This is a genomic window from Cyclobacterium roseum (assembly GCF_010119225.1).
GTDB classification, from domain to species: Bacteria; Bacteroidota; Bacteroidia; order Cytophagales; family Cyclobacteriaceae; genus Cyclobacterium; species Cyclobacterium roseum.
This window is the reverse complement of the sequence record NZ_WNKF01000024.1, coordinates 1-26,910: the sequence shown is the minus strand read 5'-3', so window position 1 is coordinate 26,910 and position 26,910 is coordinate 1. Positions and strand designations below refer to the sequence as shown.

Genomic DNA, 26,910 nt, shown 5'->3' with positions numbered 1-26,910 from the left:
TATGGACAGCACGCTAACTGAGCTAAGAAAGGCAGAAAGCCGAATCCTACACTATGGAACTGCGGAATTAAAGGATAATGTTAACCTGTTTTAAATAAAACACCCATATTTGTCTTATTCAATATCAATAGTGCTCTCAATGGAAAAAGCAGCATTTATCAGCATATTCGATATGCTCAAGATCGGAGTGGGGCCTTCCAGTTCACATACCTTAGGTCCCTGGAGGGCATCGCAAGGGTGGATTGAGGCGTTAAAACAAAACCATATTATTGATAAAATACAAAAGATAGAAATTCATCTATATGGTTCACTTTCGCTTACGGGAAAAGGACATGCTACTGATATCGCTGCCGTTTTAGGGCTTTGTGGCCATGATCCGGTTACCATTAATACTTTAACGATAGCTGAAAAAATCGATTTTATTAAAGCAAATTCAGAACTTCATCTGGACAAGGCCATCAGGGTGCCGTTTCATTTCGAAAAGGACATCGTTTTCCATAAGCACTTTTTAGATTTTCATCCCAATGGGATGATGTACAAAGCTATTTTGAACGATAATACCAGTTATGAATCTTTTTTTTACTCTATTGGCGGAGGATTTGTGGTAAAAGAAGGACAAGAAGAGGACGGTCAAAAGTTACAGGAATTAAATCCGTTACCCTTTCCCATCCAATATGCAACGGAACTTCAACATTATTGCGAAAAAGAAAAAAAAGACATTGCTGAAATTGTTTTAGCAAACGAACGATCCTTAAGGTCAGACCAGCAAATAGATGCGGCATTGAAAGCTGTTTGGAATGTAATGTTGGAGTCCATGTACCTGGGCTGCCATACAGGTGGAACGTTACCCGGTGGATTAAACGTGAGTCGAAGAGCTGCCAATATGAACAAAAAACTCCTGGCCGGAAATGTTGAACATTACCAAAACAAGGAACAATGGCTGGAGACTATCAGATCAACCGAAGTGCAATTCAGGCAAATTCTTCAATGGGTAAGCTGCCTTGCTATTGCCGTTAACGAAGTAAATGCATCACTAGGCCGGGTTGTAACCGCACCAACCAACGGTAGCTCCGGTACCTTGCCAGCTGTATTGATGTATTATTTATGCATTGAAAACCACCAGGCAGGTTTTGAGGAGATTAAGAAGTTTTTGTTGGTAGCAGGTGAGATTGGGTCACTTTTTAAAAAAGGGGCCACCATATCCGCCGCTATGGGCGGCTGCCAGGCAGAAATTGGCGTTTCATCGGCGATGGCTGCCGGCGCCTTGTGCTTTTTGATGGGGGGCAGCACCGCTCAGGTGCTTATGGCAAGCGAAATTGCGATGGAGCACCATCTTGGCCTCACCTGTGATCCTGTTGCTGGATTGGTGCAGGTTCCTTGCATCGAACGCAACGCGATGGGAGCCATTAAGGCCATCAATGCAGCTGAAATCGCCATCGAAAGCGATGCCTCAAAAGCTAAAATTTCACTTGACAAAGTCGTAAGCACCATGTGGGAAACGACAAAAGACATGAGTTCCCGTTATAAAGAGACCTCCAAAGGAGGGTTGGCTTTACAAGTAATGCATACCGATTGCTAAATTCCCCGCATGCTTATCTTTGAGCTACCAAAAACCACCGAAAGGCTCAAATTGATATATTTAAAGAAGAGCGACTTCTAAATAGATGAGTTGATTAATAGATTGCTATTTCTTGAAAATCCGGGGAGTAGGAGTGGAATCCCTCACCCATAAAATGGCTTCTAAACCGTAGGAATTTTTGGAGTAGGAGACCCGAGAAGGCAGGAATATCTCCCTCTCAGGATGTACGGTTGACCTCATTTCTTGAAATCCCTACGTATTCCAGCTATCTTTTCCAATAACGCTTCCCGGCGATTGCCGGATTCGGATGCGATCGGTTGGTCGCCACCAGGATACAGCCGGCCAATAAAGTTCACCGTTTCTTCATTCCCCTCACTTTTGATTTCTTCCCAGAGCGCAGCAGCTTCCTCGCTTTCACCCAGGGCTTCCAGGGCAAATAACCCCAGCAGTTGCTCGGAGCGATTGCGGGACATGTTTTCAGTTGCGGCTACCACTTGCTGCATGTGCGAGCGGAACAAGTCCTGCTGATTCTGGGCTTTCGCTACCTGTCCCAGCAAGTAATCCTGCATGGTTTCATTGGTGGAGAAAGGCTTACCTACACCCAAGTTTTCGGGCCATTCCAGGGATTTTTCCAGCTTGGCTTGCGCAGATTTCCAGCGTCTCCCTTGCATGTCTTCCAGGGCCGCATTTAGGTATACCGTTTCAAAGAGTGCCCTGCCTTCTCCTGCCCCTTCATAGGGCAGCACATTGATTTTGTCGAGTAGGTCCATGGCTTTTTTGTATTGGCCGAGGCTATTCAGTACCCGAATGTAATCCATTTCCAGCACATAGCTCCCCGAAAACTTCCGGGTGGCATCTCTTAATAGGGACAGGGCATCCTGGTCATTGCCGTTTTCTGCCTGATATCGAGCCAGGTGCTGCCAGTGCCTCCATTGGGTAGGATCCCGTTCCCAGGCTTTTTTAAGATCGGGCCGGGGGTCTTTTCCTTCGTTTTTCTCAAGCAAAAGGGCTCGGTTTAGATAGAAAGTCGCTTCATCGGCCTTTTCGTCTATTTCGGTCAATAGTTTTGCTGCTTCTTCGGTTTCGTTAAACGCCATTAGGTTTAGCGCCAGGTAATAATCCAGCTTCCAGTGAGTCCTTTCCTGCCGGGCCCAGTTCAACATTTCCAAGGTTTCCTTTCGATAAGGCAGGACAAAGGCAATGGGTTTGGCAAGCAGGGCATCCAGCCCCGAGTCCTGTTGGTTCTCGTCCAGAAAGGCCGTCCAAAGGTCTACCAAGGCATGTGCCTGGCTTTGTTCCAGGACCTGCAAGGCCTCTGATTTGCGGTGATATTTTAGATAGGTAGCGGCCAGTTCCAGGTGGGTCTGATAGGGAAATTCATTGTTGATTAAGGAATGGAAGGTTTCCAGTGCCGCTGGCTTTGAGTCGTTCAGGTACTGTTCGAACCGGATAAAGTGATTCAGGGGGTCGATATCCCATAACTTTTCCAATACCTCCCCAGCAGACTGTTTTTCCCCGGCTAGCCGGTGCTTGACGGCCAGCACCTGGTAGGCCATGAGGTTGTGCGCATTAAAATCCAATGCTTTTCGGGCATAGTCGGAGGCTTTTGTCAGGTTGTATTCAGCCAGATGGATCTCCGCCATGGCGGTGTAGGCGGAAGAGCGGAACTCCATGGACCGTGAAGCCCAACCATAAGCCTCCAGGGCATCAATGGGTTGGTCCATAGCCCGGTAAATGCTTCCGGCCACAAAATTGGCCTGGGGGTCAAAGAAGTCAGTGGCCAGGGGCTGAGCAATTTGCTCCAATGCTTCCTCGTACCGGCCAAAACGAAAGAGCAGCTCGGCATAATCGATGTTGGCCTGCTGATGCCCGGGCTCCAGCCGGAGGATTTCTTCGTATTTGGCCTGGGCTTCCGGATAGGCCCGACTGTAATAATCCTGCCGGGCGTTGTAATACAAGGCTTCGACGGTTGAAAGCGGTTCCGCTTCGGTTTTATCAAAAGAACGGCTCAGTTTCATCGGATCTTCGGTTGCCCAGGAATAGACCTTTTCGGTTCCCAAAACCAGTTCCAGTTTTTGCAGAGGAGCCTCCAGGGCCAATTCTTTGCTAATCACATCCATGGGCTGCCCATTAAGGGTGATGGTTTGTGCCGGTTTATCGTTAATGAATACCTGCAGGTCTTCTTGAATGGTTTCAAACGGATTGAAGGACAAGGAAAGTGTTTGGTTGGCTTCTTTTATATGGAAAACGCCGGACTGGCTCACGGCACTGATACCACCAATCTGCTTGACAGGAAACCAATAATCCGTCCATCGGTCGATGGTGTAAGGTGCAAAACCGGCCTTGGTAAGAGGGCTGGGTTGTCGGCTGGAAGGTGAAAACTGGTTGAGCAACCTCCCGGCCTGAAATTCCATGTATTGCCCGTTTTCATCGGTCAGCAGGTCCTCCCAAATCCCTCCGGAGCGGGACAGCGCCCAGAGCCATAGTTTTTTACCGGGCATGTCGTCGTAACTCGAAAAATGCCCGAAACCATATCCCTGGTCATGAAAATACCCGCCAAAGTGGTTTTGAAAAGAACCCGCCATGTGGTGGGATTTGCTGGAACCAAAGGCATTGTTGGCATAAAGGCTCACATCTTTTCCTTCCTGAACGGGCCAATCCATCAGGGCACCACTGTGCTGTAGCGCGATGTGCCCGGGGTAAAAAAACTCCTGATCTTCGCCCACATGGGCTGCTGCGGTCATCCAGTTGTAGTAGGGTTGCCGCAAGGGTTCGGGGTTGTACCAGATCCCTTCCGTTTCGAAATAGGCTTTGTCTTTGGGCAGGTTGATCTTCACCCGCCATTGGGTGCGGGAAGGCAGGTCCATGGTTCCTACCACGCAGGTCAGGCTGCCGTCCTCGTTTTCGTAGGTAATGTAATCCACCGGCGAGGCCGTGGAGGGAGCATGTCCGATGATGCCAAAATTGAATTCAATCCCACCCGAGGTCCAGGGACCCCGCATGGCAATATTTCGAAATTTGACGACCTCGTTTTCGTAAATAAAATCTTTTCCCGTAGATTTTTCGACAGCACCCCAGACCCGGCCTCCGATTTCAGGCATGATGGTGACTTTTAAGTACTCGTTCTCCAGAATAACCCGATTCCAATCTTTTTTTACCGGGTCCACACTGTATCCTTCAAACCGGAAATAGGGATAGATGTCCGGTTTGTACACCAGGGACGGTACCGGACTTGGATCTGAAAAGGGATAAGTGCTGTAGTTGACGGATGCTTCGCTGATACGGGCTTCCTGTCCCCAAGAGAGGAACCCGGTCAGAAAAGCAACCGAAGTGAATAGTAGAAATTTGGAGGAAATGGATGATCTTAGCATGGCTAAATGTAGCAAAAACTAGCCTAAAATACCTACAGAAAGGAGAGGGGAAGTGAAAACGGCCGTACGAACGGTAAGCGACCGGTGAAAAAATGCACTGCTGCAGAAAAGCTAGACATGTAGCTAAAAAAAAGAGGAACTTTTACGTTCCTCTTTTAATACTGGTTTCACTATTATTCCGGATTTTGTTCCGCCATCAAGGCATCTACTTTCTCTTTCACTTTGGGACTTTGATTATAGGCTATGGATATTTCCTGAAACTTCTGTATTTCCATGCCGCTGTCGGTAATATGATTCTGGAGTTCCTCCTGACTTTCTTGCTGCACTTTCATAATTTCCTGTCCGGCTTCGTTGAAGGTAGAAATTTCTTCCGGGTCATCGGTGGCATCCATGATATTTCCCTGTCGTTGGGCTTGCATTAAAGCCTGGAATCGGGGAACTTCCATTCCCTTTTCTTCCAGGATGCCCACCATTTTGGCTTCCACTTCAGCTTGCATGGGAGCAAGTGTTTGATTGATGGCAACAAATTTTTCATAATCCTCATCGGAAAAATTATCGTTGACTTGTTGTTGTGCGCCCTGTGGAAGTTGTTGCGCCAACGTTCCGAATGTAAGACAAATGGAAAACAGTATGGAAAAAACCGATACTTTGGATACTTTTGAATAAATCATGATTCAAATTTTTATTATTATTAAATCGTTTCAAGTATTGAAATTGCAATAAATATTCCAAAAACAGGAAATTACCATGTTAATTTACGTTAAATAGAACAAATTGTTATGACTAAAATTTACGGCATTAAGAACTGCAACACCATGAAGAAGACGTTTGCCTTATTCGAGGAGGCGGGCAAACCTTATGAATTTGTGGATTACAAAAAGCAAAAGCCGGATGCCGATCTGCTCGGAAAATTTATTGATGCGTTGGGATTGGAGCAGGTGGTTAATAAGCGGGGAACAACGTTCCGCAAGCTAGATGAGGCGGCCAAATCTGCCGCTGAAAGCAAGGCTACCGCCATCCCTTTATTACAGGAAAAGAGCAGCATGATCAAAAGACCCATTCTGGTTTTTGAAGATGGTAGCATGCAGGCCGGGCTGGACGAAGAAAAGATCCAATCAAAATTTTAATCCAGCTGGTATCGTTTAAGTGAATTTCAGCTGACCCTGGCGGTTCATAGGGTGGAAATTTACTTTCAGGTATCCCCCGGCGGCATTGGGTTGTGTCAGAAACTGGGGGATACCTTTCACCCAATCCACGGTTTGCCTGTGAATGTGACCTGCTAAAACACCTAACAAATTAGGGCTTTCGAATACTGCCTGATGGAAATCCATGGTGGTTTGGCTATGTCCTTCTTCCGGCCATCTCTGTCGTCTTTCCAATTCATAGTTTCGGTCGTTAGCAGCATTGTAATCGGGATGACCGCAGCCATACCCCAGGCTTCGAGCCGGTGCATACAAGGGAATGTGCATCATCAGCACCATGGGTAAGCCTTTGCGAACCTGCTCTTCGTAAAACTCCAGTTGCTCGGGTAGGATCTCATAGTAGCTATTATCAATGTTAACCATATTGATTCCCTTGACCTCTTCTGCATACATGAGGGGGTTTCTTCCTTTATAAAGTGGCAGGAGTCGCTTCCGGATCCAGGTTTCCCGTAGCTCGTGAAGACTGCCCTCCATTCCTTCGTAGTGCCAGTCATGGTTTCCACTCGAATAAAAATAAGGGATGTCCAATGCTTCAAGCCTTTCCAGGGCCCATTCGATAGCGGCTTCGGAAGGAAAGCTGAAGAGATCACCAGTTAGGGTAATTACATCCACCTTTGCTTCTTTCGCTATGGCCAGCGTGGCTTCAAAAGCCTCCTCCGGATTCGTAGGCTCCCCGGTGAGGAAATGTTTCGTTTCATTGTAGGCTCCGGCCATCCGCTTGCTATATTGCCGGTAAGGCTTGCCTCGCTCATCGTCCCGCCAAAGGTGGGTGTCCGTCACATGCAGGATGGAAACCGGCTGATCCAGCTGGGGCACGTGGTAATTGATGTGGTAATCATTAATGCCGACGGTAAACGGTTGCGTTTTGAAGTCGGCGGTTTGAGAAGAGGCCTGAAGGGTATCATTAACGCCCAGGGCGATACCTGCCGAGAGGGCCCCTGCTTTTTGAAAGAAGTGTCTCCTTTTCATTTTTGTCTTGGGTTTGCCTATTCGTTCCAGAGTGGCGCAGTGAGCCCATTCAGGTCCCAAACCACTTTGCCTGCAAGAATGGTAAGTTCATTTTCAATTTTCTGATTACCCATCATTTTACCTTCGCCGGTTTTTTCGGTAAAGCCAAAAGTCCCTTCCCGTATATTCAAGATGGCAATGTCCGCTTCTGCGCCAGGTGTGAGGTGCCCCAGGTCGGGACGGTTAATTACCTGTGCCGGAGTCCAGGTGGAGGCGGTGATCACCTCGTTCAGGTTCATGCCCATGTTCAAAAACTTGGACATGACGTTGTTCATGTTTTTCATTCCGCTCATGATGCTGCTCATGTGGCTGTCTGTGCTGATAACATTGGGTTTAAGTCCCTGTTCCATGGCCGGGATCGCATGTTTGAAGGCAAAACTAGAGCCTCCATGTCCCACGTCATACACGATACCCCGTTCCTGGGCTGCTTTGACAAATGGACGTAGGTTGCCTCCCTTGTCAACAATGGCTTCCCTGCCAAAACCCCCTCCGCCAAAAATATGGGTATAGATATCGCCGGGTCGTAGTTTTTCCATAAATAAGGTTTCCAGGGAAAGAGGCGGGTTGGCTCCTCCGAAATCTACCATCACCGGGATATGGGCCCGCTCTCCGGCTTCTACCAGCCGGTCGATTTGCTCCCATTGGTGCCCGGAGTAATGCGCCACTTTTACGCCCACAATGTGTTCGGGAAATTGCCGGGCTACCAAAGCCGTCATTTTCGGGTCCATGTCGTTGAGGTTTTGCTCATAGGGCGAGCCTTTCATGCCATGACCCACGATGTTTAACATGGCCAGAACGCGGGTTCGCACCCGGTCGATCACCTGCTCTTTAAACTGAACAAAATTTCGCCAGCCGGACCCACCGGTATCCACCACGGTGGTCACTCCATAGGGAAGGGTAAAGCCGTCGGGGTGAATGGAACTGTATCCACCGCTATATTGCCCATAGGGGTCCAATCCGTAAAAATTATGTGTGTGAATATCTACCAAGCCGGGGCACACGAAGAGCCCGGAGGCATCAATCACCTGTCCTGCCAGGTCGGCAGCAATGTTTTTTTCGACTAGCGCCACCTCATTGCCGGTGATTGCAATGTCCATGACCTCGTTGATTTCGTTTTTGGGATCCATTACATGACCTCCTTTGATCAGTAGGTCGTATTGTTGAGCGGTAGCGGTGAGCGTACAAGCTAACATCAGGAAGGCTGTCAGGTAGTTCTTCAGTCCAAGTTGTTTTTTCTTATTCCACATTTTTATCTGTTTATAATTGTTTCTTAATGGTCGCATAGCCTGTCCCGATATTAAATCGGGAGAATCTCGCATGCTTGATAATCATCCCGCTGTATGTCGATATCGTCATGCTCGATTTCATGAAAGTACGGGGTTAAAATCGGTTGGATAATTTAACGCATAAAAGCAGTGGAAACAAATGTTTTTTTAAGGGTGGGGCAGGACGCAATGAATGGCAGTAGCGACCAAGAGGCTTTTTCTTCCGAAGGGCTTGCGCCAAAAAGGGGAGTCCTGATAAGTAAGAATAAAAAAAATGGGGAAAGCTCCCCATTTTTAAAATTTAGTAATCAGGCTTCCTGATGCTGTTGGACGCCTGCCTCTCCAATAATCGAGTGAATATCCTCATCCAGGATTTCCTTTTTGATATCCGCATGATCCAGAAATACCTTGTAAACCTTATCCAGCTCAAGTTTGGTAAGTTGATAGCCGATTTTATGCGCTCGATAGGCCAGGGCAGCCCTTCCGGATCGGGCAGTCAGGACGATCATGGATTCGGTCACTCCCACTTCCAGGGGATCGATGATTTCGTAGGTCTCGCGATTTTTGATAACACCGTCCTGGTGAATTCCGGAGGAATGGGCAAAGGCATTGATGCCCACGATGGCTTTGTTGGGTTGTACCGGCATGCCCATCCTTTCGGCGACCAAACGGCTGATGGGGTTCAACAGTTTGGATTGTATCTGGTTGTGCACGTTTAGCCGGGGATGTTGTTTCATAATCATGGTCACTTCCTCTAACGAGGTGTTACCGGCTCTTTCTCCAATGCCATTGATGGTGCATTCTATTTGCCGGGCTCCATTCATGACAGCCGCAATCGAATTGGCGGTGGCCAGTCCCAGATCATTGTGGCAATGGGCGGAGATCACCACGTTTTCGATGCCCCTTACATTGTCTACCAGGTATTTTATTTTTGCACCGTACTCGTCTGGCAGGCAGTAGCCGGTGGTATCGGGAATGTTCAATACCGTAGCACCCGCTTTTATCACCGCTTCACATACCCTGGCCAGGTATTCATTATCTGTCCGGCCAGCATCTTCCGCATAAAATTCCACATCTTCCACAAATGTTTTGGCATGGGCTACCGCTTCAGCGCCCCACTCCAGAATGCGCTCCCGGTTACTTTTGAACTTGTATTTGATATGCGAATCGGAGGTGCCGATCCCTGTATGAATGCGGGGTCTTTTGGCATATCTTAGTGCTTCTGCAGCGGTTTCAATGTCTTTCTTCACGCCTCGGGAAAGTCCGCAAACGATGGGTTCGGTCACATGTTTCGATATTTCTACTACCGACTTAAAATCTCCGGGACTGGAGATCGGAAATCCTGCCTCGATCACATCTACCCCGAGGGCTTCCAGTTGGCGGGCAATTTCGATCTTTTGAGGTGTGTTTAATTTGCAACCCGGGACCTGCTCTCCGTCTCTAAGGGTGGTGTCAAAGATCATTACGTGATTCTCATCCATGTCTGTGTTGGTTTTTTTATGGAAATCCAATGTAAAACCTTCGTCTTGCTCCCAAAATTCAATTAACTTTAGATGTCCGATATCAGATAGAGTATTTTATTATATAAACAAATGAATTACAGTGGTTTAAAATATGTTTTTATATGATATCCAATTTTAAAAAAGATTCGCTGTTTGATTTAATTTCCAGCCTGTCTCCCTCCGAAAAGCGGAATTTCAAGCTTTTTACCAAAAGGTTGTCCTCTAACCAGGATGCAAAATTTCTAAGGCTATTCGAGACCTTGGAAAAGATGGAAAGTTACGACGAAAGGCAGTTGTTGGAAAAGGTGCCTGTGTCTAAAAAGCAATTGCCAAACATGAAAGCGCATTTGTACAAGCAGCTGCTGACTTCGCTAAGGCTGTTATATGCGGACCGAAACGTAGAGCTTCAGCTTAACGAGCAGATTGACTTTGGGCGAATTTTGTTTAACAAGGGGCTTTACATGCAGAGCCTGAAAGTATTGGACAAAGCGAAGCAAATGGCAGCACAATACGGGCTGGATACGGTGATGCTGCGAGTGGTTGAGATGGAGAAGGTGATCGAATCGCAGCACATTACCCGGAGTATTCGAAACAGGGCTGAAATACTCAGTGAAGAATCCTCTCGCCTGTCTGGAAAAGTAGATCTTAAAAATCGTTTTTCCAGCCTTTCGCTTCAGCTATATGGTATTTACCTCAAAACCGGTTATATCAAGGACCGGGAAGGGAGGCTGATGTTGGAGAATTTCTACAAACGGAACATGCCGGCCTATAAGCTGTCTTCCCTGGGGTTTTATGAGAAAATGTACCTGTACCAGGCACAGGTTTGGTATTTTCATATTATCCAGGATTTCCCTTTATGTTACCGCGCAGCCCAACATTGGGTGGATCTATTCCAGGCCTCGCCTCATATGGTCAAAGTGGCCACGGGGAATTATCTAAAGGCCTACCATTACCTGCTGGACACGCTTTTTTACCTGGGATATTACGATCGCTTTACAAAGGTGCTGGAAGAATTTCGACATAGCCTGGAAAGCAGTGACTTTATGATGGATGATAACAGCAGAATACTCGCATTCCTATATCTATATTCCAACCTGCTTAACATTCATTTTTTAAAGGGAGAATTCACAATGGGGGTGGAAAACCTGGTACCCGCATTGCTAAAGGATATAAAGCCTATCCGAAATAAATTAGACATTCACCACCTGATGGTACTCCATTATAAAGTGGCCTGTTTGTATTTCGGAAATGGTGACAATGAAAAGGCAATTTTCTACCTGGACCAGGTGATCCAAAACAACCAGGATGGCTTGAGGGAAGATTTGCAGTGCTTTGCTCATATTTTAAAATTAATAGCCAGCTACGAAGCGGGCCGGGACGAAAAGCTGGATGTACAGATCCGGAATGTCTATCGATTTTTGATCAAGATGGACGACTTACATCAGGTCCAGAAGGAAATGGTGCGATTTGTCCGAAATCTGAGCAGGATTTATGACCATGAACTAAAAAGTGCTTTCGTCGAATTGCTGAAAAAACTAAAAGTCTTTGAAAACCATCCGTATGAAAGGCGGGCATTTTTATACCTGGATATCATTTCCTGGCTGGAGAGCAAAATTGAAAACAGACCGGTACAAGAGGTAATCAGGAAAAAATTTCTGAAAAAAACCGATAGTGAAAAATAGGTAAGGTGAAACTAAACTGCCCGGGAAACAAATTTTCCAGGGCAGTTCAGAAAGGGAATGAGTAAGAAATCAGGCTAAAACTTCTTTTTCTATGATAACCTGACCTTTGTAATATAATTTGCCGTCCAGCCAAAAAGCACGGTGGGGTAGGTGAAATTCACCCGTCGTTGGGCATTGTGCCAGACCTGGAGCATTTAACTTGTAATGCGTCCTTCTTTTGTCTCTTCTGGTTTTGGAAATTTTCCGTTTAGGATGTGCCATATCTATGTAATTTTAGATTATTCGTTATTTTTAAAATTTTTCAAAGCTTCCCAAAACGGGTTTTGCTCAGCCTTGCCATTGTCTTCTTCGTCATCTTCCTCTCCGGCCTCGTATACGATCCAACCATCGTTTTCGTCCACATCATCGTCGTCGATACGGTAGTCCGGATGAATCTTCTTTGCCGGAATGGATAGCAGAATAAATTCATAAATCAACTGCGCCACATTTATGACTTGCGTATCCTTGGTAATCAGGAAAATCTCATCGTTGATTTCCTTTTCCTCTTGCCCATATTTGTAGACAATTTTATGGGATACTGAGAGTGGCTGGTTGAATTCTTCCAGACTTCTATCGCAGGTCAGGCGAACTGTACCTTGCAGCTGAAAATCCGCCTCTATCAGATTTATTCTTTTATCAAGTAACACATCAACACCGACTTCCGCATGATGGATAACCTCTTTGACTTTCTCAAAATGGTCCATGAACGCATCATCCACTTTAAAATGAAACGCATGCTCTCCTTCCTTCAATCGGATGATGTCAATATCGAACTTCCTTATGAATTTCATTATTTGAATTAAGACCGCAAATCTAGGGATAAATTTCTGTTTTCTAAAATATTGCCTTTAAATATTTTATTCTTCCGTGTCCCAGTCACCGTTTCGCTTAATGATGTCGTGAGCCAGGAATATCGCAGCTCGCATGGATCCTGGGTCTGCCGCATTTTTTCCAGCAATATTGTACGCTGTACCATGGTCCGGACTGGTCCGAATGATGGGAAGCCCGGCAGTAAAGTTTACACCCGAATCGAACGATACCGTTTTGAAGGGTACAAGACCCTGGTCGTGGTACATGGCCAGGACGCCATCGAATTTCTTCTGGTGCATCATGCCAAAAAACCCATCCGCAGGATAGGGGCCAAAAACCAAATTTCCCTTATCCTTAAATTCTTTGACTACGGGCTGTATGATCTCTTGTTCTTCCATTCCCAGTAATCCGTCCTCGCCAGCGTGGGGGTTTACCCCCAAAACCGCGATTTTTGGTTTGGGAATGCCGAAATCCTCCTTCAAAGACTTGAGCATAATTTTCAATTTTTCTTTAATGGCGGCTGAAGTAATAGCAGCCACCACCTCTTTAAGCGGCATATGCCCCGTCACTAATCCAATGCGCATATCTTCCGATACCATGAACATCAGGCTCTTTGCTGCTTGGAAGGCATCGGTAAGGTATTCGGTATGTCCAATAAAAGGCGTTTCTTCGCTATTGATGTTATTTTTATTTAAAGGAGCGGTCACCAGCGCATCGAGCTTTTCCGATTTTAGGTCAACAATTGCCTGGTCTAAGGCTGCCAGGGCCATTTTTCCGGCTTCCCTGGTTTCCACACCGGGACTTACTTCCGGAGATTCCTGTACCACGTTGATCACATTGGTCTTCCGGTGATGAATATCTTCTATGCCTTTTACCTGCATAAAATTGAAGTCATTCATGTCCAGCATTTTCCGGTAATAGGTGATGGCTTTGCCATGGCCGTAGATTACTGGCGTAATCATTTTTTGCAGGCGGCTGTCCTGAAGTGCCTTCATGGTAACCTCAGCACCGATCCCATTGATGTCTCCGATACTGATGCCAATAACGGGTTTATTTTTTCTTATATTCATATTCTATCAAACCTGTATGTTCAACTATTCAACGATTTCACGCAAGTTAACTATTTCCGCTGAATCGGAATATTCCCCGGCATCCCTCGTAAGTTCTGGCGCAAAGGGGAGTTTGAAAAAAAGGAACCCGAGTTAGTTAATTTCATTTGTCCATTGATTAGTAAATGATACCCTATCACCCAAAACGCTTGGCCTAATCGCTGTATTGGCATCTTTTTCTTGAGTATTGCATTTTCAGACGCTGCTGTTAGGGTTTTCATTTGTATCCTCAGGCCGTAAGCCAATCATTTAAATCTTTCATGCTCCAGGTCTTGCCAATACCGTGTACTACATCATGGCAGACATTGCAAAGTGTAATTAGATTGTCGGCATCATTACGTCCCCCTGCTTTATGGTGCTCAATATGATGCAACTCCAATCTTTTTCGTTTATCTGAGGGTGATGACATTTTGAAGTTCCAGTCGCATTTCCGGCATTTATGGTTGTCACGATCTAAAACGGCCACGTAAACAGGCTGAGGAATATTTCTATCATGTGGTTCACCCTGTTTATTTTCTTGAAGCACATACCCAGTATTAACTTTCTCTATTGGCCAGGCATCTTCCGTTCTAAGTTCTCGTATTCTTCGTGCCCATTCGCTGGCGCCATTAGCGACATATCGTAACTCTTCGTACGTTATCACGTCACCAACGTTCGCTTGAAAGAACCTAAGCAGCTTACTTTTTGCGCCGCCTTTACTTTTCTTAATTGTATTGGCAAGATTCCAGCGGTAAGCAGCTTCTTTATCGTTCTCAACAGATAATAGAATGTATTCACTGACTTTCATTTCAGTAACATCAATCCCTTCAATTCTCCCATCAATAGCGACTTCTCTAGCCGTTTTACCCGACAATATTTTCCAGCCAAATTCCACTCTCAATTGGCGTATTCTTCTGGCATACTCTTCGATACCTGAAACAATTGCCAATTCATCTACTCCAATAATCCTTCTTGGGTATTGTTTTAAATAATATAGTATCCGGTTAAGTGCTGAGTCAATATCTTTCGGTAAGAGAGATATCCCTAAATTTTTGATTGATTTGCGAATTGGAATGATGGAAATTACTTTAGTTCGTAAATCATCTGTGGCAAGTGTGGTTGAATAAGAACTTACGAGTTTTTCTAATTGTGTCCGAATTTCTTTTGAGTCATATTTCTTCGTTTTAGCTGCCATTACTTAGTTTTTTACTGTTATTGGCGCGTAAATACGATTCAGATGTTGTAAAGCAACGGCAGCAACATGATATGCAAGTATTGGGGGGACAGCATTGCCTATTTGTCGAGCGATTTCGATTTTGCTTCCATGGAAGATGAATTCATCTGGGAAGGTCTGTATTCTTGCCGCCTCCCTATGGGTAATTGGCCTATGTTGTTCCGGATGAAGGTAGCGACCTTTCTCAGGCTTAAAGAATTCTGTCCGGATTGTTACAGAAGGCCGGTCCCACCAAAGTCTCCCAAATAAATCAGTTCCACCTTTCGTCTTTCTGATCCAGCATAGAGGAGTTATCTGGGGAGCGACTCTTTGTAAATCAAATCGGTTCATTCCTTCCTCCGGAATGGCCATGTAGCGTTGTCGACTTATTTCTGTAGGATTACGCCCAAAATGAAGATTTAAAGGCGCGGGAACATCGCGTATACTTGTTCCTACTGGTGGAGGTAGATCACCGACGGCATTTCTCACAGTGGTCCATGGTGCAGGATTCTCTACATATCCTTCTGCCGGAAAGTGGTTAAATAATTCTAACTTACCTCCTAAATGTTCAGGGTTGGTATGCGTTTTTAGGGGCGGGAATCTTATGTCAGGGTTATTGGCTCTACTTCCAATGATGAAAGCCCTTTGGCGAGACTGAGGGACACCATAATCAGCAGCCTTGAGTACAGCAGAACTCACTGAGAAACCCATTCTCTCCGCCTCAATTACAATTCGATTGTGTTCATCTGTACCTAATAGTTGTTGTACATTCTCCATTACAAATACGTCAGCACCAGATATTTCCACCACCCTCATGAAGGGCCGCCATAATTCTCGCCTAACGTCGCTGTTGCGTTTTCTGTTTAAAAGGCTAAACCCTTGGCAAGGCGGGCCTCCAATAACAATATGGGCCTGAGGAATTTCTTTTTCTTTATTCTGGAGGAGTTCTGTTATATTGCCTAAAACACAATGCTTTCCAAAATTAGTATTATAAGTCTCTACCGATTCCCTGTTAAAGTCGTTTGCCCACACCGGATTAAATAGCGGAATACCCCCATTATCAGTATGTTTCGTGAATCCAAGTGTTAATCCACCAGCTCCAGAAAACAAGTCAATCAAATTGTATGTCATGGCGTGGCTAATTTAAAGATAACATTAGGACAGTGACAACCCCTAACAAAGATAATACTTCCTGAAAAAAACCTTCAACTCGTTAGAAGCACTTAATAAGCCACCTCTACCCTAAATCGGGAATTTACCGCTTTCAATTGGTCAAAAGCTGCTTTGGAAACCTTGATTAACAGGCGGTTGTTGTCCCCTGTTTCCGGCAATACCCCCACTACTCTCGCAAAAACGGTAACATCGTTTTCTTCATTTCGGATTCTCATGATGGTACCTACCGGAGCTGTGCGGTGGAGCACCAGGTATTTTTTGTGATTTCCTGTGCCCTCAATCACTTCTGCTTGTCCACTTTCCGTAACGTTTTTAAACGCCGTGGACGCTCCTACATTCGAGTTGGATGTGGAAACGGAAGTAGCACCACCAGATGAGGGAGTTGACCGGTTCTCGCTACGGGTGGTCGCAGGAGGAGTGGGCGTTTCAGATTTTGGAGGTCCGGGTAGTTGACTGACCGGAATTTGAGCATTGGTCTCCCTTCCTACTTTTAGGGTTTGACCTATTTTTAAGTTATTGGAAGAAAGGCCATTCCACTGGATCAGGTCTTCCACTTTTGCATCGTACTTTCTGGCAATCGCAAAAAGAGTTTCCCCCTGAACCACCTTATGGGAAATCCAGTTTCCTGTACTGGACACCATTGGTTTGTTCTCGGGTGTATTGGTAGGGGAGTTTTTACTTTCTTTAGGGGCTTTTTCCGGTTGCGTAGCTGGCTTACCACTGGAGCTGTCCGGTGAAGGACTCACTTCTTCACTGGTTACCGCGACGGTTTGATCTGCCAATTCTACTGTTTCTTCTATTTTTTCGTTGGTAACCGGTTCTTGTTTTTCCTCTAGCCCCTTGATGATTAAGGATTGTCCCACACTGATATCCGTCCCGTTAAGCTCATTCCATGCCATCAGGTCTTGTACTTCGGAATCGTACTTTTGGGCAATAGCAAAAAGCGTTTCGCCCGGAATCACCTGATGAAGCTTCGCTCCTTCCGGCAGGGTTTGCTTTTCCACGAACGGCACCCGGATTCGTTGGCCAGCCTTAAGTCCGGCTTTGAGATTATCGTTGCTTTGGACAATGTCTCCTACGGGGGTATTGTACCGACGGGAGATTCCAAATAAGGTTTCCTGAGGCTCCACCTCATGAATGATATAGGATTTATCCCCGATTCGCTCGATGCCCACGGAATCCGTTTTTGTTAGTTCGCTTCCCCAGGAAGGGATTGCCAAACTGATCATCCCCAAAATCAAAATCCAGCACTTCATTTTAAAAACAGTTTTCTGACAAGTATTTACCAACATTCATGCAAATTTGATATTTATTTTATCAATTGCAACACCATTTTGCTCCAATGGGAACAATGATGGTTTTTATTGGTATATTCAAACGGGAAATATTAAATGAATTAATAAATGAAATTGGTAATTAATTTATTGTTTTTTACAGCGGTTTTTTTTTCAATGGTACATCGGTCCTTTGGGCAAAATGAGGAGCAGCCGGATTCGGTAAAGCTGGTGTACGTATTTGATATGAAAAGTGATATCGATCCAAGGATGAACCGAAAGGTTACCCTTGCGCTGAAAGATGCAAAAGAAAAAAAGGCAGCAATGATAATCGTCCATATGGATACCTATGGAGGAGCGGTTAACGATGCCGATGACATCCGGACCTTGTTTTTGGAATCAGAGATTCCGATTCATTCGTTTATTGATAAGGATGCCGCATCCGCAGGAGCCCTGATTTCCATCGCCTGTGATAGCATCTACATGGCCAGGGGAGGAAGCATCGGCGCGGCGACAGTAGTAATGGGTGGCACCGGGGAGGCCGCTCCGGATAAATACCAGTCTTACATGCGTTCCATGATGCGGAGCACCGCCGAAGCCACTGGCAGAGACCCGCGAATAGCGGAGGCCATGGTGGACGAAGACCTGGAAGTAGAGGGAATTTCCAATGCCGGTGAAGTCATTACCTTTTCCGTGTCGGAGGCCATTGCTAACGGATTTTGCGAGGCAGAAGTGGCCTCTATCGATGAAATCATAGAACGCAACGGGTTGGAAAATTACGAAGTGTATCGCTACGAACCCTCTGTGGCCGAAGATATTATCTCATTTTTCCTAAATCCTGCCGTCAGTGGGTTTCTGATTTTGGTGATATTTGCAGGTATTTATTTTGAAATACAAACTCCGGGCATTGGCTTTCCCCTTGCAGCCAGTGGCATTGCGGTGGTGCTGTATTTTATTCCCTACTACCTGACCGGTTTGGCCAGCAACCTGGAACTGGTGATTTTCATCGTGGGAATAATCTTGTTGGCGGTGGAGGTTTTCGTCATTCCTGGATTTGGGGTGTTCGGTATTTTGGGGATCATTTGTGTGTTGGCAGGCCTGACCATGGGCATGCTGCCCAATGACCTGTTTGATTTTACGTTTGTAAGTTCAGGAAAGCTTTTTACGGCCTTATTGACCGTGATATTGTCAGTCATTGTTTCTACCGTGCTCATTTTCAGCCTTACCCCAAAGGTAAATCAATGGAAAAGTTTCAGTAAAATTTCGTTGGCCGACACGCATCAAAAATCAGAAGGATACACCTCTTCTTTTTACAGCAACGAAATGCTGGGAAAACAAGGTGTTTCGCATACCCGGCTTATGCCGAGTGGGAAGGTGCTTATTGATGATGAAATTTACGATGCCTATTCCCGAGGGGAGTTTATAGATAGAGGGGAAACCATTCAGGTAATCAGTACCGAGGGGACTTCACTCAGGGTGAAAAAGGTACAGGCCTAAAAAAGTCACCTCCGGATAAACCAAGCCCTTTCGGCGGGTTTCCCGGATTTTTGTTTATTTTCGGGACCCAATAAAATCCTTTTTTCTATGATGAAAGTAATTCAAAGGCTTTATTCCATATACGGGTCCATTGTGTTTATCCTTACATTTTTAGTATTGCTTCCGGTTTTTGCTTTTACCATCGAAATCTCCGGAAGAAAAGCCCGGGGAAGAAAGCTAAACCGAGTCTGGTCCCGGGTGTTTTTTGGGATGCTGTTTTTTCGAGTAAGAATGGAAAACCTACATCAGTTTAAGGTAAAGGGCCCCTATGTGATCGTAGCCAATCATTTTTCATACCTCGATATCCCTGTCCTGGGTCTGATTCCTTTTGATTTGGTATTTATTGGAAAGAGCTCTTTAGGAAAAGTGCCACTTTTTGGATACATGTTTAAGAACCTGCACATTGCGGTAGATAGAAATAGCCTGAAAAGCAGAGGCAAATCGGTGCAGCGGGCGAGGGAAGCCCTGGATCAGGGGAGCAGCGTGGTTTTTTTTCCGGAGGGCGGAATTTCCAGCACCGAGCCCCCAAAAATGGCCCGTTTCAAAGATGGGGCTTTTAAAGCGGCTGTGGACAAACAAATACCGGTAATTCCTATCACTTTATCCTACAATCACTTAATTTTGCCGGATGATGGCCGGTTTTTATTGCGGTACAAACCGGTAAAAGTAGTCATCCATCCCCCCGTTTCCGTGGAAGGTTTGGGAATTAGGGGCGTGGGGGAACTCAAAGAGAAATGTTACCGTATCATCCAGGAGCAATTGTGGAAAGACAATGAAAGCCTGAAAGAAAAATGAACAGCTAATGAAGTTGGATATCAATTCGCTAAAAAAGATTGCGCACCTGGCTCGTTTGGAGTTTGATGAAAGTGGGGCAAAAAAAATGACCAGGGATATGACCCAGATTTTGGATTGGGTTGAGAAATTGAATGAACTGGATACTTCTGAGGTGGAACCGCTGATTACCATGTCCTCGGAAGAAAACATCATGCGCGAAGACAAGGTAGGAACGCACCTGGACCATGAAAAAGCCCTGAAAAATGCACCGCAGAGAGATTCTGATTATTTCCGCGTTCCGAAGGTAATGGAATAATGCGTCAGGATGACTTGGTAAAATTCAGTTATGTCACGCTATTGGCCATTCTCTGCTTTGCAGGATTGGCTATCTTAGTATTGTATTTTTTGGATATTTCTCAGCTTCCTATTCGGACGATCGTTGGGTCAGAGCCTCTTACTGTCCCCCTGGATACGTTTTTCACCGGGACAGACTCACTCGCCCTTAATACGCAGAACGTTCTTCTCATAGAGCGATACGTATCCGAAGCACCGCTTTCCTTTCCTGAAGGGAGCCAAATGATGGGAATGCTAATTTGGTTATTATTTCTGGTGTTGGTTTGGTTGCTGACCATGCTTAGGCGCAATGCCTTTTTATTGGGAGCAGGCATCCTTATTTTTTTGTTGACCATTAGCGGTTTAAATAGTCTCAATATAGCCGGAATAGGTAGTAATTTCGGGCTGATAATCGCATTGATTTGTTTACTACTTCCGGCGGCGGCCATACACCTTTTTTTTGATCACTTGTCCGTCAGCTGGCGGGCAATGATCATTTTTGGCTTTGGCATTGCCTGCCCGGCACTGCTGATTTACCTGGCGAATGCCCCTTACCCTACCTTGTTACTTTCTGAAAACACCAGCCTTATGGCGTTTACCATTGCCGCAGGCTTTTTGCTCTACATTGGAAATGCCATCCTCGCCGGGGTATTTCTCTTTTTGGCAAAACTAAACGAAGGGGTAGGAATAAAAATGGGCTGGCATTTTGGCGGAGTTGGGTTGCTTTACCTGTTGCTGCTGGGATTGATGTTATTAGATATAACCGGAAGTCTGGCGGGTTGGCCCTTGCCTCCTTTTCAGGTACTGTTGTTGATTGCCGGGATCGTCGGCTACCCGGTTGTCGTACACAAAATGAAGCATACTTCGCAGCCTTTTGCAGCACCCTGGATAGGGAAGCTTTTCTATCTCACAGCATTTTCCATTTGCCTTCTGGTGCTGTTTAAGGGAATGGGTACCGTAAACAGTCCCATGGTGGACTTTTTGAATCATGTTTTTGTTTACAGCCAATTGGGATTCGGATTGTTGTTCTTTCTTTACGTCTGGGTGAATTTTTCAGGTATCATCAACAGCGGAAAGGCGATTGGAACGATTTTGTATAAACCGCCTTTCTTTCCTTTTTTTCACTACCGCCTGGGGGGTGTATTGAGTTTATTGATATTTTTGGTCTATGCGGATGGTATAGTAGCCGTTCAATTCAGCACGGCCTCAACCCAATTATCTGCGGATTATTATTATGCCAGCGAACGGCCCGTTGAGGCTACGGTTTTGTATGAAAATGCCTTTGAAAGGTACCGGGAGAACGACAAAGCCCTCCTTGCCGCTGCGCATCTGTATTTGAGCCAAAACCAACCCACGCTGGCATTGAAAACCCTTGAGAGGAGCTTTGAAGAAAACCCTCAGGTGGCAGATATCCTTTTGCTGAGCCAGTTGCTCGAAAAGCGTCAGCGCACTAATGAGGCTATTTTTTACCTGAAGGAAGGCCTGGAATATTATCCCGCTAGTACCTATCTTCCAAATAACCTGGCACTGATCTATCATGGGATGAACCGTCCGGAGGATGCATTGGCCATTTTCGACACTATGGCGGTAAAAGGAGAGGCAGAAAATCTAAATGAGCTAGCAGTAAAAATAGCTCATGGGAAAGCGGTGGAGCCTTCAGATGAATTAGAAACATCCCTTAAGCTGCAAATAAATCGGCTGGCCCATGCGAATGCTACAGCCGGAACTGCCCCTCAGGTCTTAGCAATGGATACCCTAAAGGAGGCGGGTAATCTAATCAACAGGGCCCTATTACGAAATCAGCTTAGCACCCGCTTTGATACGGATTTGGAAGAGGAATTCAGAGAGACGGTACAAAGGCTTTCCGAGGGGCAGCAACCTGTTTTGTCCGTTGAGGAAAGCATCAGGGAGTCCCGCTTACTGTTGGAGTTTCGAGTAGGAGAGGTGAACGAATTGTTGAAACAGTTAAATGGGATGGCGTTTCGGTTTACTGGTAATGCAGGTTATTATCATTCCTTTGCTGGTTGGGTTCTTTCCAGAGAGGGGGATTTTGAAAAAGCAGCAATCGAATGGAAGCAAGCAATGTTAAAGGGCTTTTCCCGGTTTACTCCTGCCCATTTGCCATACCTTTATTTTGGAGGGATGCAGGAAGAAGCTGCGTTTATTGCAGGCGCCCAAAATGTGAACTACCCCGGATGGATGCGTTTTGATGAAGCAGGGAGACTGGTATCAAATGATACGGTACAATTTTACCAGACTCTGGCGAGACTGCCTAAAATGCTAGGAAAAGAATTACTTCCTGCCCTCGATAGTTTGCAAGGCCAGCACTTTAAGCAGTATCTGGCGAAAGAAATTTTGCTAAAAAAGGGACATTGGCTGGAACAGGGAAGCCTGGATAATTTGCACACTTTGGCAATGAAGGCCGAAACATCCGAAGAAGAAAAAGAGTTTATTCAAAGGTATGTGGAAATGATTCAGGGAAAGCGCCCTGTTGAACCTAACCTGGCAGATCTTTCAACGGGAGGAAATGCCTACAGGACCCCAATGGTGATGGCCGCTATCGAAAAGGTTCCGGAGGAGGAGGAGCGTTACCGCTTGCTACAGGAAGCCAGCCAATTTAATAAAGACCCCTTACTTTGGATTGAATTGGTAAAATATTGCCGAATTATTGGATTGGATCAATATGCCAGTAGCAACCTTGCGATGATGTCAGAATGGATAGGACAGGAAGACCTTACCCAGCTGCAGCTGGAATACCTCAAATTCCATTGATATAAATTAACTCGTTGAATTCCTGTTTTTACCTATAATCTCCTATCTTCACATTTTCAAATCCTTTGTTATTATGCCAGAAATCATCAGAACCAAAGAATTGCAAAAAATTTATCGGATGGGAGCAGAAGAGGTCCATGCCCTTGAATCCGTCAGCATCGAAGTGGACAGAGGAGAATATGTGGCGTTTATGGGGCCGTCCGGGTCCGGAAAATCCACGCTGATGAATATCATCGGTTGTCTGGACACGCCCACCTTCGGTCAATACATCCTTAACGGAAAAGATGTGAGCGATATGGATGAAAATGAATTGGCTGAAATAAGGAACAAGGAAATTGGATTCGTTTTTCAGACCTTTAACCTGTTGCCCCGGGCTACTTGTCTGGATAATGTGGCTTTGCCCTTGATATATGCCGGTTTCAATAAAAAGGACCGGGATGAAAAGGCCTTTCTTGCCTTAAAGAGTGTCGGGTTGGATGATCGGATTCACCACAAGCCGAATGAACTATCCGGAGGTCAAAGACAGCGAGTAGCTATTGCCCGGGCTTTGGTCAATGATCCAAGTATCATCCTGGCAGATGAACCTACCGGAAACCTGGACTCCAAAACCTCTTACGATATCATGGATTTATTCCATGAATTGCATCAAAAAGGAAATACCATTATCATGGTAACCCATGAGGACGATATTGCACACTATGCTCATCGGGTGATCCGTTTGAGAGATGGACTGGTGGAGTCGGATGAAGCGAATCCTAATCCTACAGTGGTGGATAAATCAATTGTATAATTTTTTCCACCTGTTGAATTGATGAAGATATATACAAAAACTGGAGATAAAGGAGAAACCTCTCTATTGGGAGGCACCCGGGTAACTAAATCCCACCTGCGGATTGATGCCTATGGTACTATTGATGAGTTGAATGCCCATTTGGGATTCTTGAGAGACCAGGAAATGAACCAAAAGCGGGCGGAAAAACTCACAAGGATACAAGACAGGCTTTTTGTGGTTGGTGCCATGTTGGCCTCCGATCCGGAAAAAAAGGCGGTTAACATTCCGGAACTTACAAAGGAGGATGTTTTATTTCTGGAGGCGGAGATTGACCTGATGGAGTCTGGCCTACCTCCGTTAAAGAATTTTATCCTTCCCGGGGGGCATCCTGTAGTGTCTTATGCCCATATCACCAGGACGGTGTGCAGAAGGGCAGAAAGGGCAATTATTATGTTAGGAGAATCCTCAACCGTGGAAGAGTTGATTCCCGAATACATCAACCGGCTATCGGATTACCTTTTTGTTTTGGGCAGGCAACTGGCACTGGAGTTACAAATTCAAGAAATCACCTGGCGTCCAGGGAAATAAGTGAATATGAATAAGACATTATCAATTAGCGTTACCAAATCGCAGCGGTCGAAGCTAGCAGATACCAATTTTGACACCTTGTCCTTTGGCCACATTATTAGTGACCACATGTTTGTGGCGGAATATGTCGATGGGGAATGGCAGAATATGAGGGTAGAACCTTATGGCCCCCTGGCGATCAACCCAGCCAATGCCACCCTTCATTATGGGCAATCTGTTTTTGAAGGATTAAAAGCCTACCGCAATGAAGCCGGTGAAATTTTGGTTTTCCGTGGGGATGCAAATCAGCGAAGACTTAATGAATCAGCCTCCAGGATGTGTATTCCGGCAGTTCCGGAGGAGGTTTTTATGGAAGGGATGCGTAAGCTATTGGAAGTGGACAGGGAATGGGTGCCTAAAAATCCCGGTTATTCCTTATACATCCGCCCATTTGTCTTTGCAGATGATGATTTCCTGGGCATCCGGCCTTCCATTAAATACAAGTTTATGATTCTTGCTTCACCTGTTGGTAAATACTATTCCAAACCGGTGGCTGTGAAGGTGGAGACTCAATTTGCCCGTGCGGTGGAAGGCGGTACTGGAGCGGCCAAGGCAGCGGGAAACTATGCTGGTTCCCTCTTTCCTGCCCAAAAAGCTCAAAATGAGGGGTACGACCAACTGCTGTGGACGGATGGAAAAACCCATCAATACATTGAAGAGAGTGGAACCATGAACGTCATGTTTGTCCTTAATGGGGTTCTTGTCACTGCCCCCACCAATACGGGGACCATCCTGAAAGGAATTACCAGAGATAGCGTATTGACGCTGGCAAGAGATATGGGGGTTCCGGTGGAAGAACGCTTTGTAACCGTGGCCGAATTGGAAGAGGCCCTCATTTCCGGAAGACTTGAAGAGGCTTTTGGCACCGGGACGGCAGCTACTGTGGCTTTTATCCGACTTATTAATATACATGGAAAAGACTACCTGCTGCCTGAAAAACCCGCCGATGCGTTTTCCAATAGGGTATTGAAAGCCCTGGACGATATTAAGTATGGAAAGGTTCCTGATACCTACGGCTGGATCAGGAAATACTGAGATGAATTTTGAATTTGGTAAATCAAATCCCTTATCCGTTCCGGGACTGAAATCAACCTTCCTTTTATTATGGCTTTTGGGTTCGGTAAATGTGTCTGTTTTCGGCCAGAATTACCTAATCCTGCAACGAGGTGCCAACCAAAAAACCCGGCTTGTCTATGAAGAGGGAGATCAACTGGTGTACCTGCAAGAAGGGTTGGACTATTACATGCAGGATGAAATCCGGGAAATAAAAAGCGATATCCTTGTCTTAAAGGAAAACGTACTGCTACTGAGCCAGATAGAAGCGATTGATATTCGGGGTAAAGACGAAAGAAATCGAACCTTGGGTAATTTGAGTTTGCTTCCCATGGCCGCCGGAACCATGCTGTTGCTTGCCACTGGCATTAATAGTCTGTATGCCGATGGGAACATCGAATATTCATCCGGAACCTTGATTACCGGTGGTGCCCTGATAGGTGCGGGATTGATACTTCAACCGCTGAGATACAAGCGATTTAGAATTAAAGGTAGAAATAAGATTCAGGTCATCCCGCTAGAGGATATGGAGGAACCATAGCTTGTTTTGATCCGGGGATAGGTAATACGTTCGGAAATACCGAAATTTGTACAATAAATTAACCATAAAAATAAATAGAATGACACCAGATCAGTTGAAAGACTTGAAGGCCCGCGTTTTGGCCTTGAGGAGGTATCTTTGACTTCGACCGGAAGAAAAAGGAAATAGAAGAATTTGAGGCTGTTTCTGCACAGCCTGATTTTTGGAACGATCCTGCGGAAGCAGAGAAAGTAATGAAGCAGATTCAGGCCCGTAAATCATGGACCAACCAGTATGAAGCGGTTGATTCCGGGATTCAGGACCTGGAGGTTTTGTGGGAATTCTACAATGCCGGCGATGTATCCGAGGAAGAGTTAAAAAAGGAATACGAAAAGCAGCTTGATAAGGTAGAAGATCTTGAGTTGAAGAAGATGCTCAGCGGGGAAGAAGACCAACTGAGTGCCATGTTGGAGATTAATCCGGGAGCGGGCGGAACTGAAAGTAATGACTGGGCCTCCATTTTACTACGAATGTATATTATGTGGGGGGAAAAGAACGGGTACAAGGTGAAGGAAGTAGATTTGCAGGAAGGAGAAGTGGCCGGTATCAAATCCGCCACCCTGGAATTTGAAGGTCCTTTGGCATACGGTTTTCTAAAGTCCGAGAGCGGCGTACACCGTTTGGTACGTATTTCCCCGTTTGACAGTGGGGGGAGGCGGCATACTTCCTTTGCTTCCGTATACGTGTACCCGGTAGTGGACGACACCATCACCATTGACATCAATCCTGCCGATGTGGAATTTCATACCTCCCGGTCCGGAGGAGCAGGAGGCCAAAATGTAAACAAGGTAGAAACCAAAGTGCAACTGACCCACAAGCCTACCGGGATCGTGGTTGTCTGCCAGGCGGAGCGCTCCCAATTAGCGAATAGGGAAAAAGCCATGCAAATGTTGAAGTCCCGGCTCTATCAGGTAGAAATGGAGAAAAGAAACGAGGAGAGAGCCAAGGTGGAGTCAGGAAAGATGAGAATTGACTTTGGCTCCCAGATCCGAAACTACGTTTTGCATCCCTATAAATTGGTGAAAGATGCCCGAACCGGACACGAAACCTCGGATGTGCAGACAGTACTGGATGGAGGGCTTAATGATTTTATAAAATCTTTCCTTTTGGCGCAAAGTGAAGAAGAGGCAGAGGGCCATTCGTAACGAAAAAGGTGATACAACAATTCAGCTAAGGGCAATTCAAACATTGCCCTTATGCTTTTTCACCCTAGTTCATTACAATTTCATCGACCATAAGCCAGGCTTTGTTTCCGGC

At 45.7% G+C, this 26,910-nt stretch carries 23 protein-coding genes; 12 read left to right on the top strand and 11 right to left on the bottom strand.

Annotated features, from left to right (window positions below):
- The first annotated feature begins 139 nt into the window (after positions 1-139).
- On the top strand, positions 140-1,579 hold the full coding sequence (locus tag GJQ68_RS21705; RefSeq protein ID WP_162419365.1) for an L-serine ammonia-lyase: 1,440 nt from the start codon (positions 140-142) through the stop codon (positions 1,577-1,579).
- A gap of 236 nt (positions 1,580-1,815) precedes the next feature.
- On the opposite strand, the gene GJQ68_RS21700 is transcribed toward GJQ68_RS21705, so the two are convergent.
- Positions 1,816-4,950: a DUF5107 domain-containing protein gene (locus tag GJQ68_RS21700; protein WP_162419364.1), complete on the bottom strand. Its 3,135-nt coding sequence runs from the start codon at positions 4,948-4,950 to the stop codon at positions 1,816-1,818.
- A gap of 173 nt (positions 4,951-5,123) precedes the next feature.
- On the bottom strand, positions 5,124-5,621 hold the full coding sequence (locus tag GJQ68_RS21695; protein WP_162419363.1) for a DUF4168 domain-containing protein: 498 nt from the start codon (positions 5,619-5,621) through the stop codon (positions 5,124-5,126).
- A 108-nt stretch (positions 5,622-5,729) separates the two neighbouring features.
- On the opposite strand from GJQ68_RS21695, the gene GJQ68_RS21690 reads away from it, so the two are divergent.
- Positions 5,730-6,077: a Spx/MgsR family RNA polymerase-binding regulatory protein gene (locus tag GJQ68_RS21690; RefSeq protein ID WP_162419362.1), complete on the top strand. Its 348-nt coding sequence runs from the start codon at positions 5,730-5,732 to the stop codon at positions 6,075-6,077.
- Positions 6,078-6,092: 15 nt separating this feature from the next.
- On the opposite strand, the gene GJQ68_RS21685 is transcribed toward GJQ68_RS21690, so the two are convergent.
- The 3 genes from GJQ68_RS21685 to GJQ68_RS21675 all read right to left on the bottom strand — a co-directional run bounded on the left by GJQ68_RS21685 (position 6,093) and on the right by GJQ68_RS21675 (position 9,906).
- On the bottom strand, positions 6,093-7,121 hold the full coding sequence (locus tag GJQ68_RS21685; protein ID WP_162419361.1) for a metallophosphoesterase family protein: 1,029 nt from the start codon (positions 7,119-7,121) through the stop codon (positions 6,093-6,095).
- Between the two features lie 17 nt (positions 7,122-7,138).
- The gene (locus GJQ68_RS21680) at positions 7,139-8,407 is read right to left on the bottom strand and encodes an amidohydrolase/deacetylase family metallohydrolase (RefSeq protein ID WP_235941841.1); all 1,269 of its coding nucleotides are present in this window, start codon (positions 8,405-8,407) and stop codon (positions 7,139-7,141) included.
- A 326-nt stretch (positions 8,408-8,733) separates the two neighbouring features.
- A complete protein-coding gene (locus GJQ68_RS21675) occupies positions 8,734-9,906 on the bottom strand; it encodes a 2-isopropylmalate synthase (RefSeq protein WP_162419360.1) in 1,173 nt (390 codons plus the stop codon).
- Between the two features lie 143 nt (positions 9,907-10,049).
- On the opposite strand from GJQ68_RS21675, the gene GJQ68_RS21670 reads away from it, so the two are divergent.
- Complete coding sequence (locus tag GJQ68_RS21670) at positions 10,050-11,609, top strand: hypothetical protein (protein ID WP_202927993.1); 1,560 nt, start codon at positions 10,050-10,052, stop codon at positions 11,607-11,609.
- 69 nt (positions 11,610-11,678) lie between these two features.
- On the opposite strand, the gene rpmF is transcribed toward GJQ68_RS21670, so the two are convergent.
- The 6 genes from rpmF to GJQ68_RS21640 all read right to left on the bottom strand — a co-directional run bounded on the left by rpmF (position 11,679) and on the right by GJQ68_RS21640 (position 17,188).
- Positions 11,679-11,870: a 50S ribosomal protein L32 gene (gene rpmF, locus GJQ68_RS21665; RefSeq protein ID WP_162344242.1), complete on the bottom strand. Its 192-nt coding sequence runs from the start codon at positions 11,868-11,870 to the stop codon at positions 11,679-11,681.
- A gap of 17 nt (positions 11,871-11,887) precedes the next feature.
- Entirely contained in the window at positions 11,888-12,439 is a 552-nt protein-coding gene (locus GJQ68_RS21660) for a YceD family protein (protein ID WP_162419359.1), read from the bottom strand.
- Positions 12,440-12,505: 66 nt separating this feature from the next.
- Positions 12,506-13,528, bottom strand: a complete 1,023-nt coding sequence (gene pdxA, locus GJQ68_RS21655) for a 4-hydroxythreonine-4-phosphate dehydrogenase PdxA (RefSeq protein ID WP_162419358.1) — start codon at positions 13,526-13,528, stop codon at positions 12,506-12,508.
- Positions 13,529-13,796: 268 nt separating this feature from the next.
- Positions 13,797-14,741 carry an HNH endonuclease gene (locus tag GJQ68_RS21650; protein WP_162419357.1) on the bottom strand — a complete coding sequence of 315 codons (945 nt, stop codon included), beginning with the start codon at positions 14,739-14,741 and terminating at the stop codon, positions 13,797-13,799.
- A 3-nt stretch (positions 14,742-14,744) separates the two neighbouring features.
- The gene (locus GJQ68_RS21645) at positions 14,745-15,890 is read right to left on the bottom strand and encodes a DNA cytosine methyltransferase (RefSeq protein WP_162419356.1); all 1,146 of its coding nucleotides are present in this window, start codon (positions 15,888-15,890) and stop codon (positions 14,745-14,747) included.
- Between the two features lie 92 nt (positions 15,891-15,982).
- Entirely contained in the window at positions 15,983-17,188 is a 1,206-nt protein-coding gene (locus GJQ68_RS21640; RefSeq protein ID WP_235941840.1) for a LysM peptidoglycan-binding domain-containing protein, read from the bottom strand.
- Positions 17,189-17,383: 195 nt separating this feature from the next.
- Between GJQ68_RS21640 and GJQ68_RS21635 the strand changes: the two genes are divergently transcribed.
- The 9 genes from GJQ68_RS21635 (at position 17,384) to prfB (ending at position 26,798) form a co-directional block, all read left to right on the top strand.
- Positions 17,384-18,703: an NfeD family protein gene (locus tag GJQ68_RS21635; protein ID WP_394351337.1), complete on the top strand. Its 1,320-nt coding sequence runs from the start codon at positions 17,384-17,386 to the stop codon at positions 18,701-18,703.
- 87 nt (positions 18,704-18,790) lie between these two features.
- Positions 18,791-19,537: a lysophospholipid acyltransferase family protein gene (locus GJQ68_RS21630; RefSeq protein ID WP_317174467.1), complete on the top strand. Its 747-nt coding sequence runs from the start codon at positions 18,791-18,793 to the stop codon at positions 19,535-19,537.
- 7 nt (positions 19,538-19,544) lie between these two features.
- Complete coding sequence (gene gatC, locus GJQ68_RS21625) at positions 19,545-19,832, top strand: Asp-tRNA(Asn)/Glu-tRNA(Gln) amidotransferase subunit GatC (protein WP_162419353.1); 288 nt, start codon at positions 19,545-19,547, stop codon at positions 19,830-19,832.
- Positions 19,832-22,621, top strand: coding sequence for a tetratricopeptide repeat protein (locus GJQ68_RS21620; RefSeq protein WP_162419352.1), 2,790 nt, complete (start codon positions 19,832-19,834; stop codon positions 22,619-22,621). Before gatC ends, GJQ68_RS21620 begins: the two co-directional genes overlap by 1 nt.
- Positions 22,622-22,694: 73 nt before the next feature.
- A complete protein-coding gene (locus GJQ68_RS21615; protein ID WP_162344236.1) occupies positions 22,695-23,411 on the top strand; it encodes an ABC transporter ATP-binding protein in 717 nt (238 codons plus the stop codon).
- Between the two features lie 21 nt (positions 23,412-23,432).
- Complete coding sequence (locus GJQ68_RS21610; RefSeq protein ID WP_162419351.1) at positions 23,433-23,981, top strand: cob(I)yrinic acid a,c-diamide adenosyltransferase; 549 nt, start codon at positions 23,433-23,435, stop codon at positions 23,979-23,981.
- Between the two features lie 6 nt (positions 23,982-23,987).
- Positions 23,988-25,055 (top strand): branched-chain amino acid aminotransferase, encoded by a 1,068-nt coding sequence (locus tag GJQ68_RS21605; RefSeq protein WP_162419350.1) that lies wholly within the window; start codon positions 23,988-23,990, stop codon positions 25,053-25,055.
- The gene (locus GJQ68_RS21600; RefSeq protein WP_235941839.1) at positions 25,012-25,614 is read left to right on the top strand and encodes a hypothetical protein; all 603 of its coding nucleotides are present in this window, start codon (positions 25,012-25,014) and stop codon (positions 25,612-25,614) included. Before GJQ68_RS21605 ends, GJQ68_RS21600 begins: the two co-directional genes overlap by 44 nt.
- A gap of 79 nt (positions 25,615-25,693) precedes the next feature.
- Positions 25,694-26,798, top strand: a protein-coding gene (gene prfB, locus GJQ68_RS21595) for a peptide chain release factor 2 (RefSeq protein ID WP_162344233.1) whose coding sequence is annotated in 2 segments (ribosomal slippage) — positions 25,694-25,753 and positions 25,755-26,798 — 1,104 coding nt in all. Because the reading frame shifts where the segments join, the coding sequence is not laid out codon by codon here.
- The last annotated feature ends 112 nt before the right edge of the window (positions 26,799-26,910 follow it).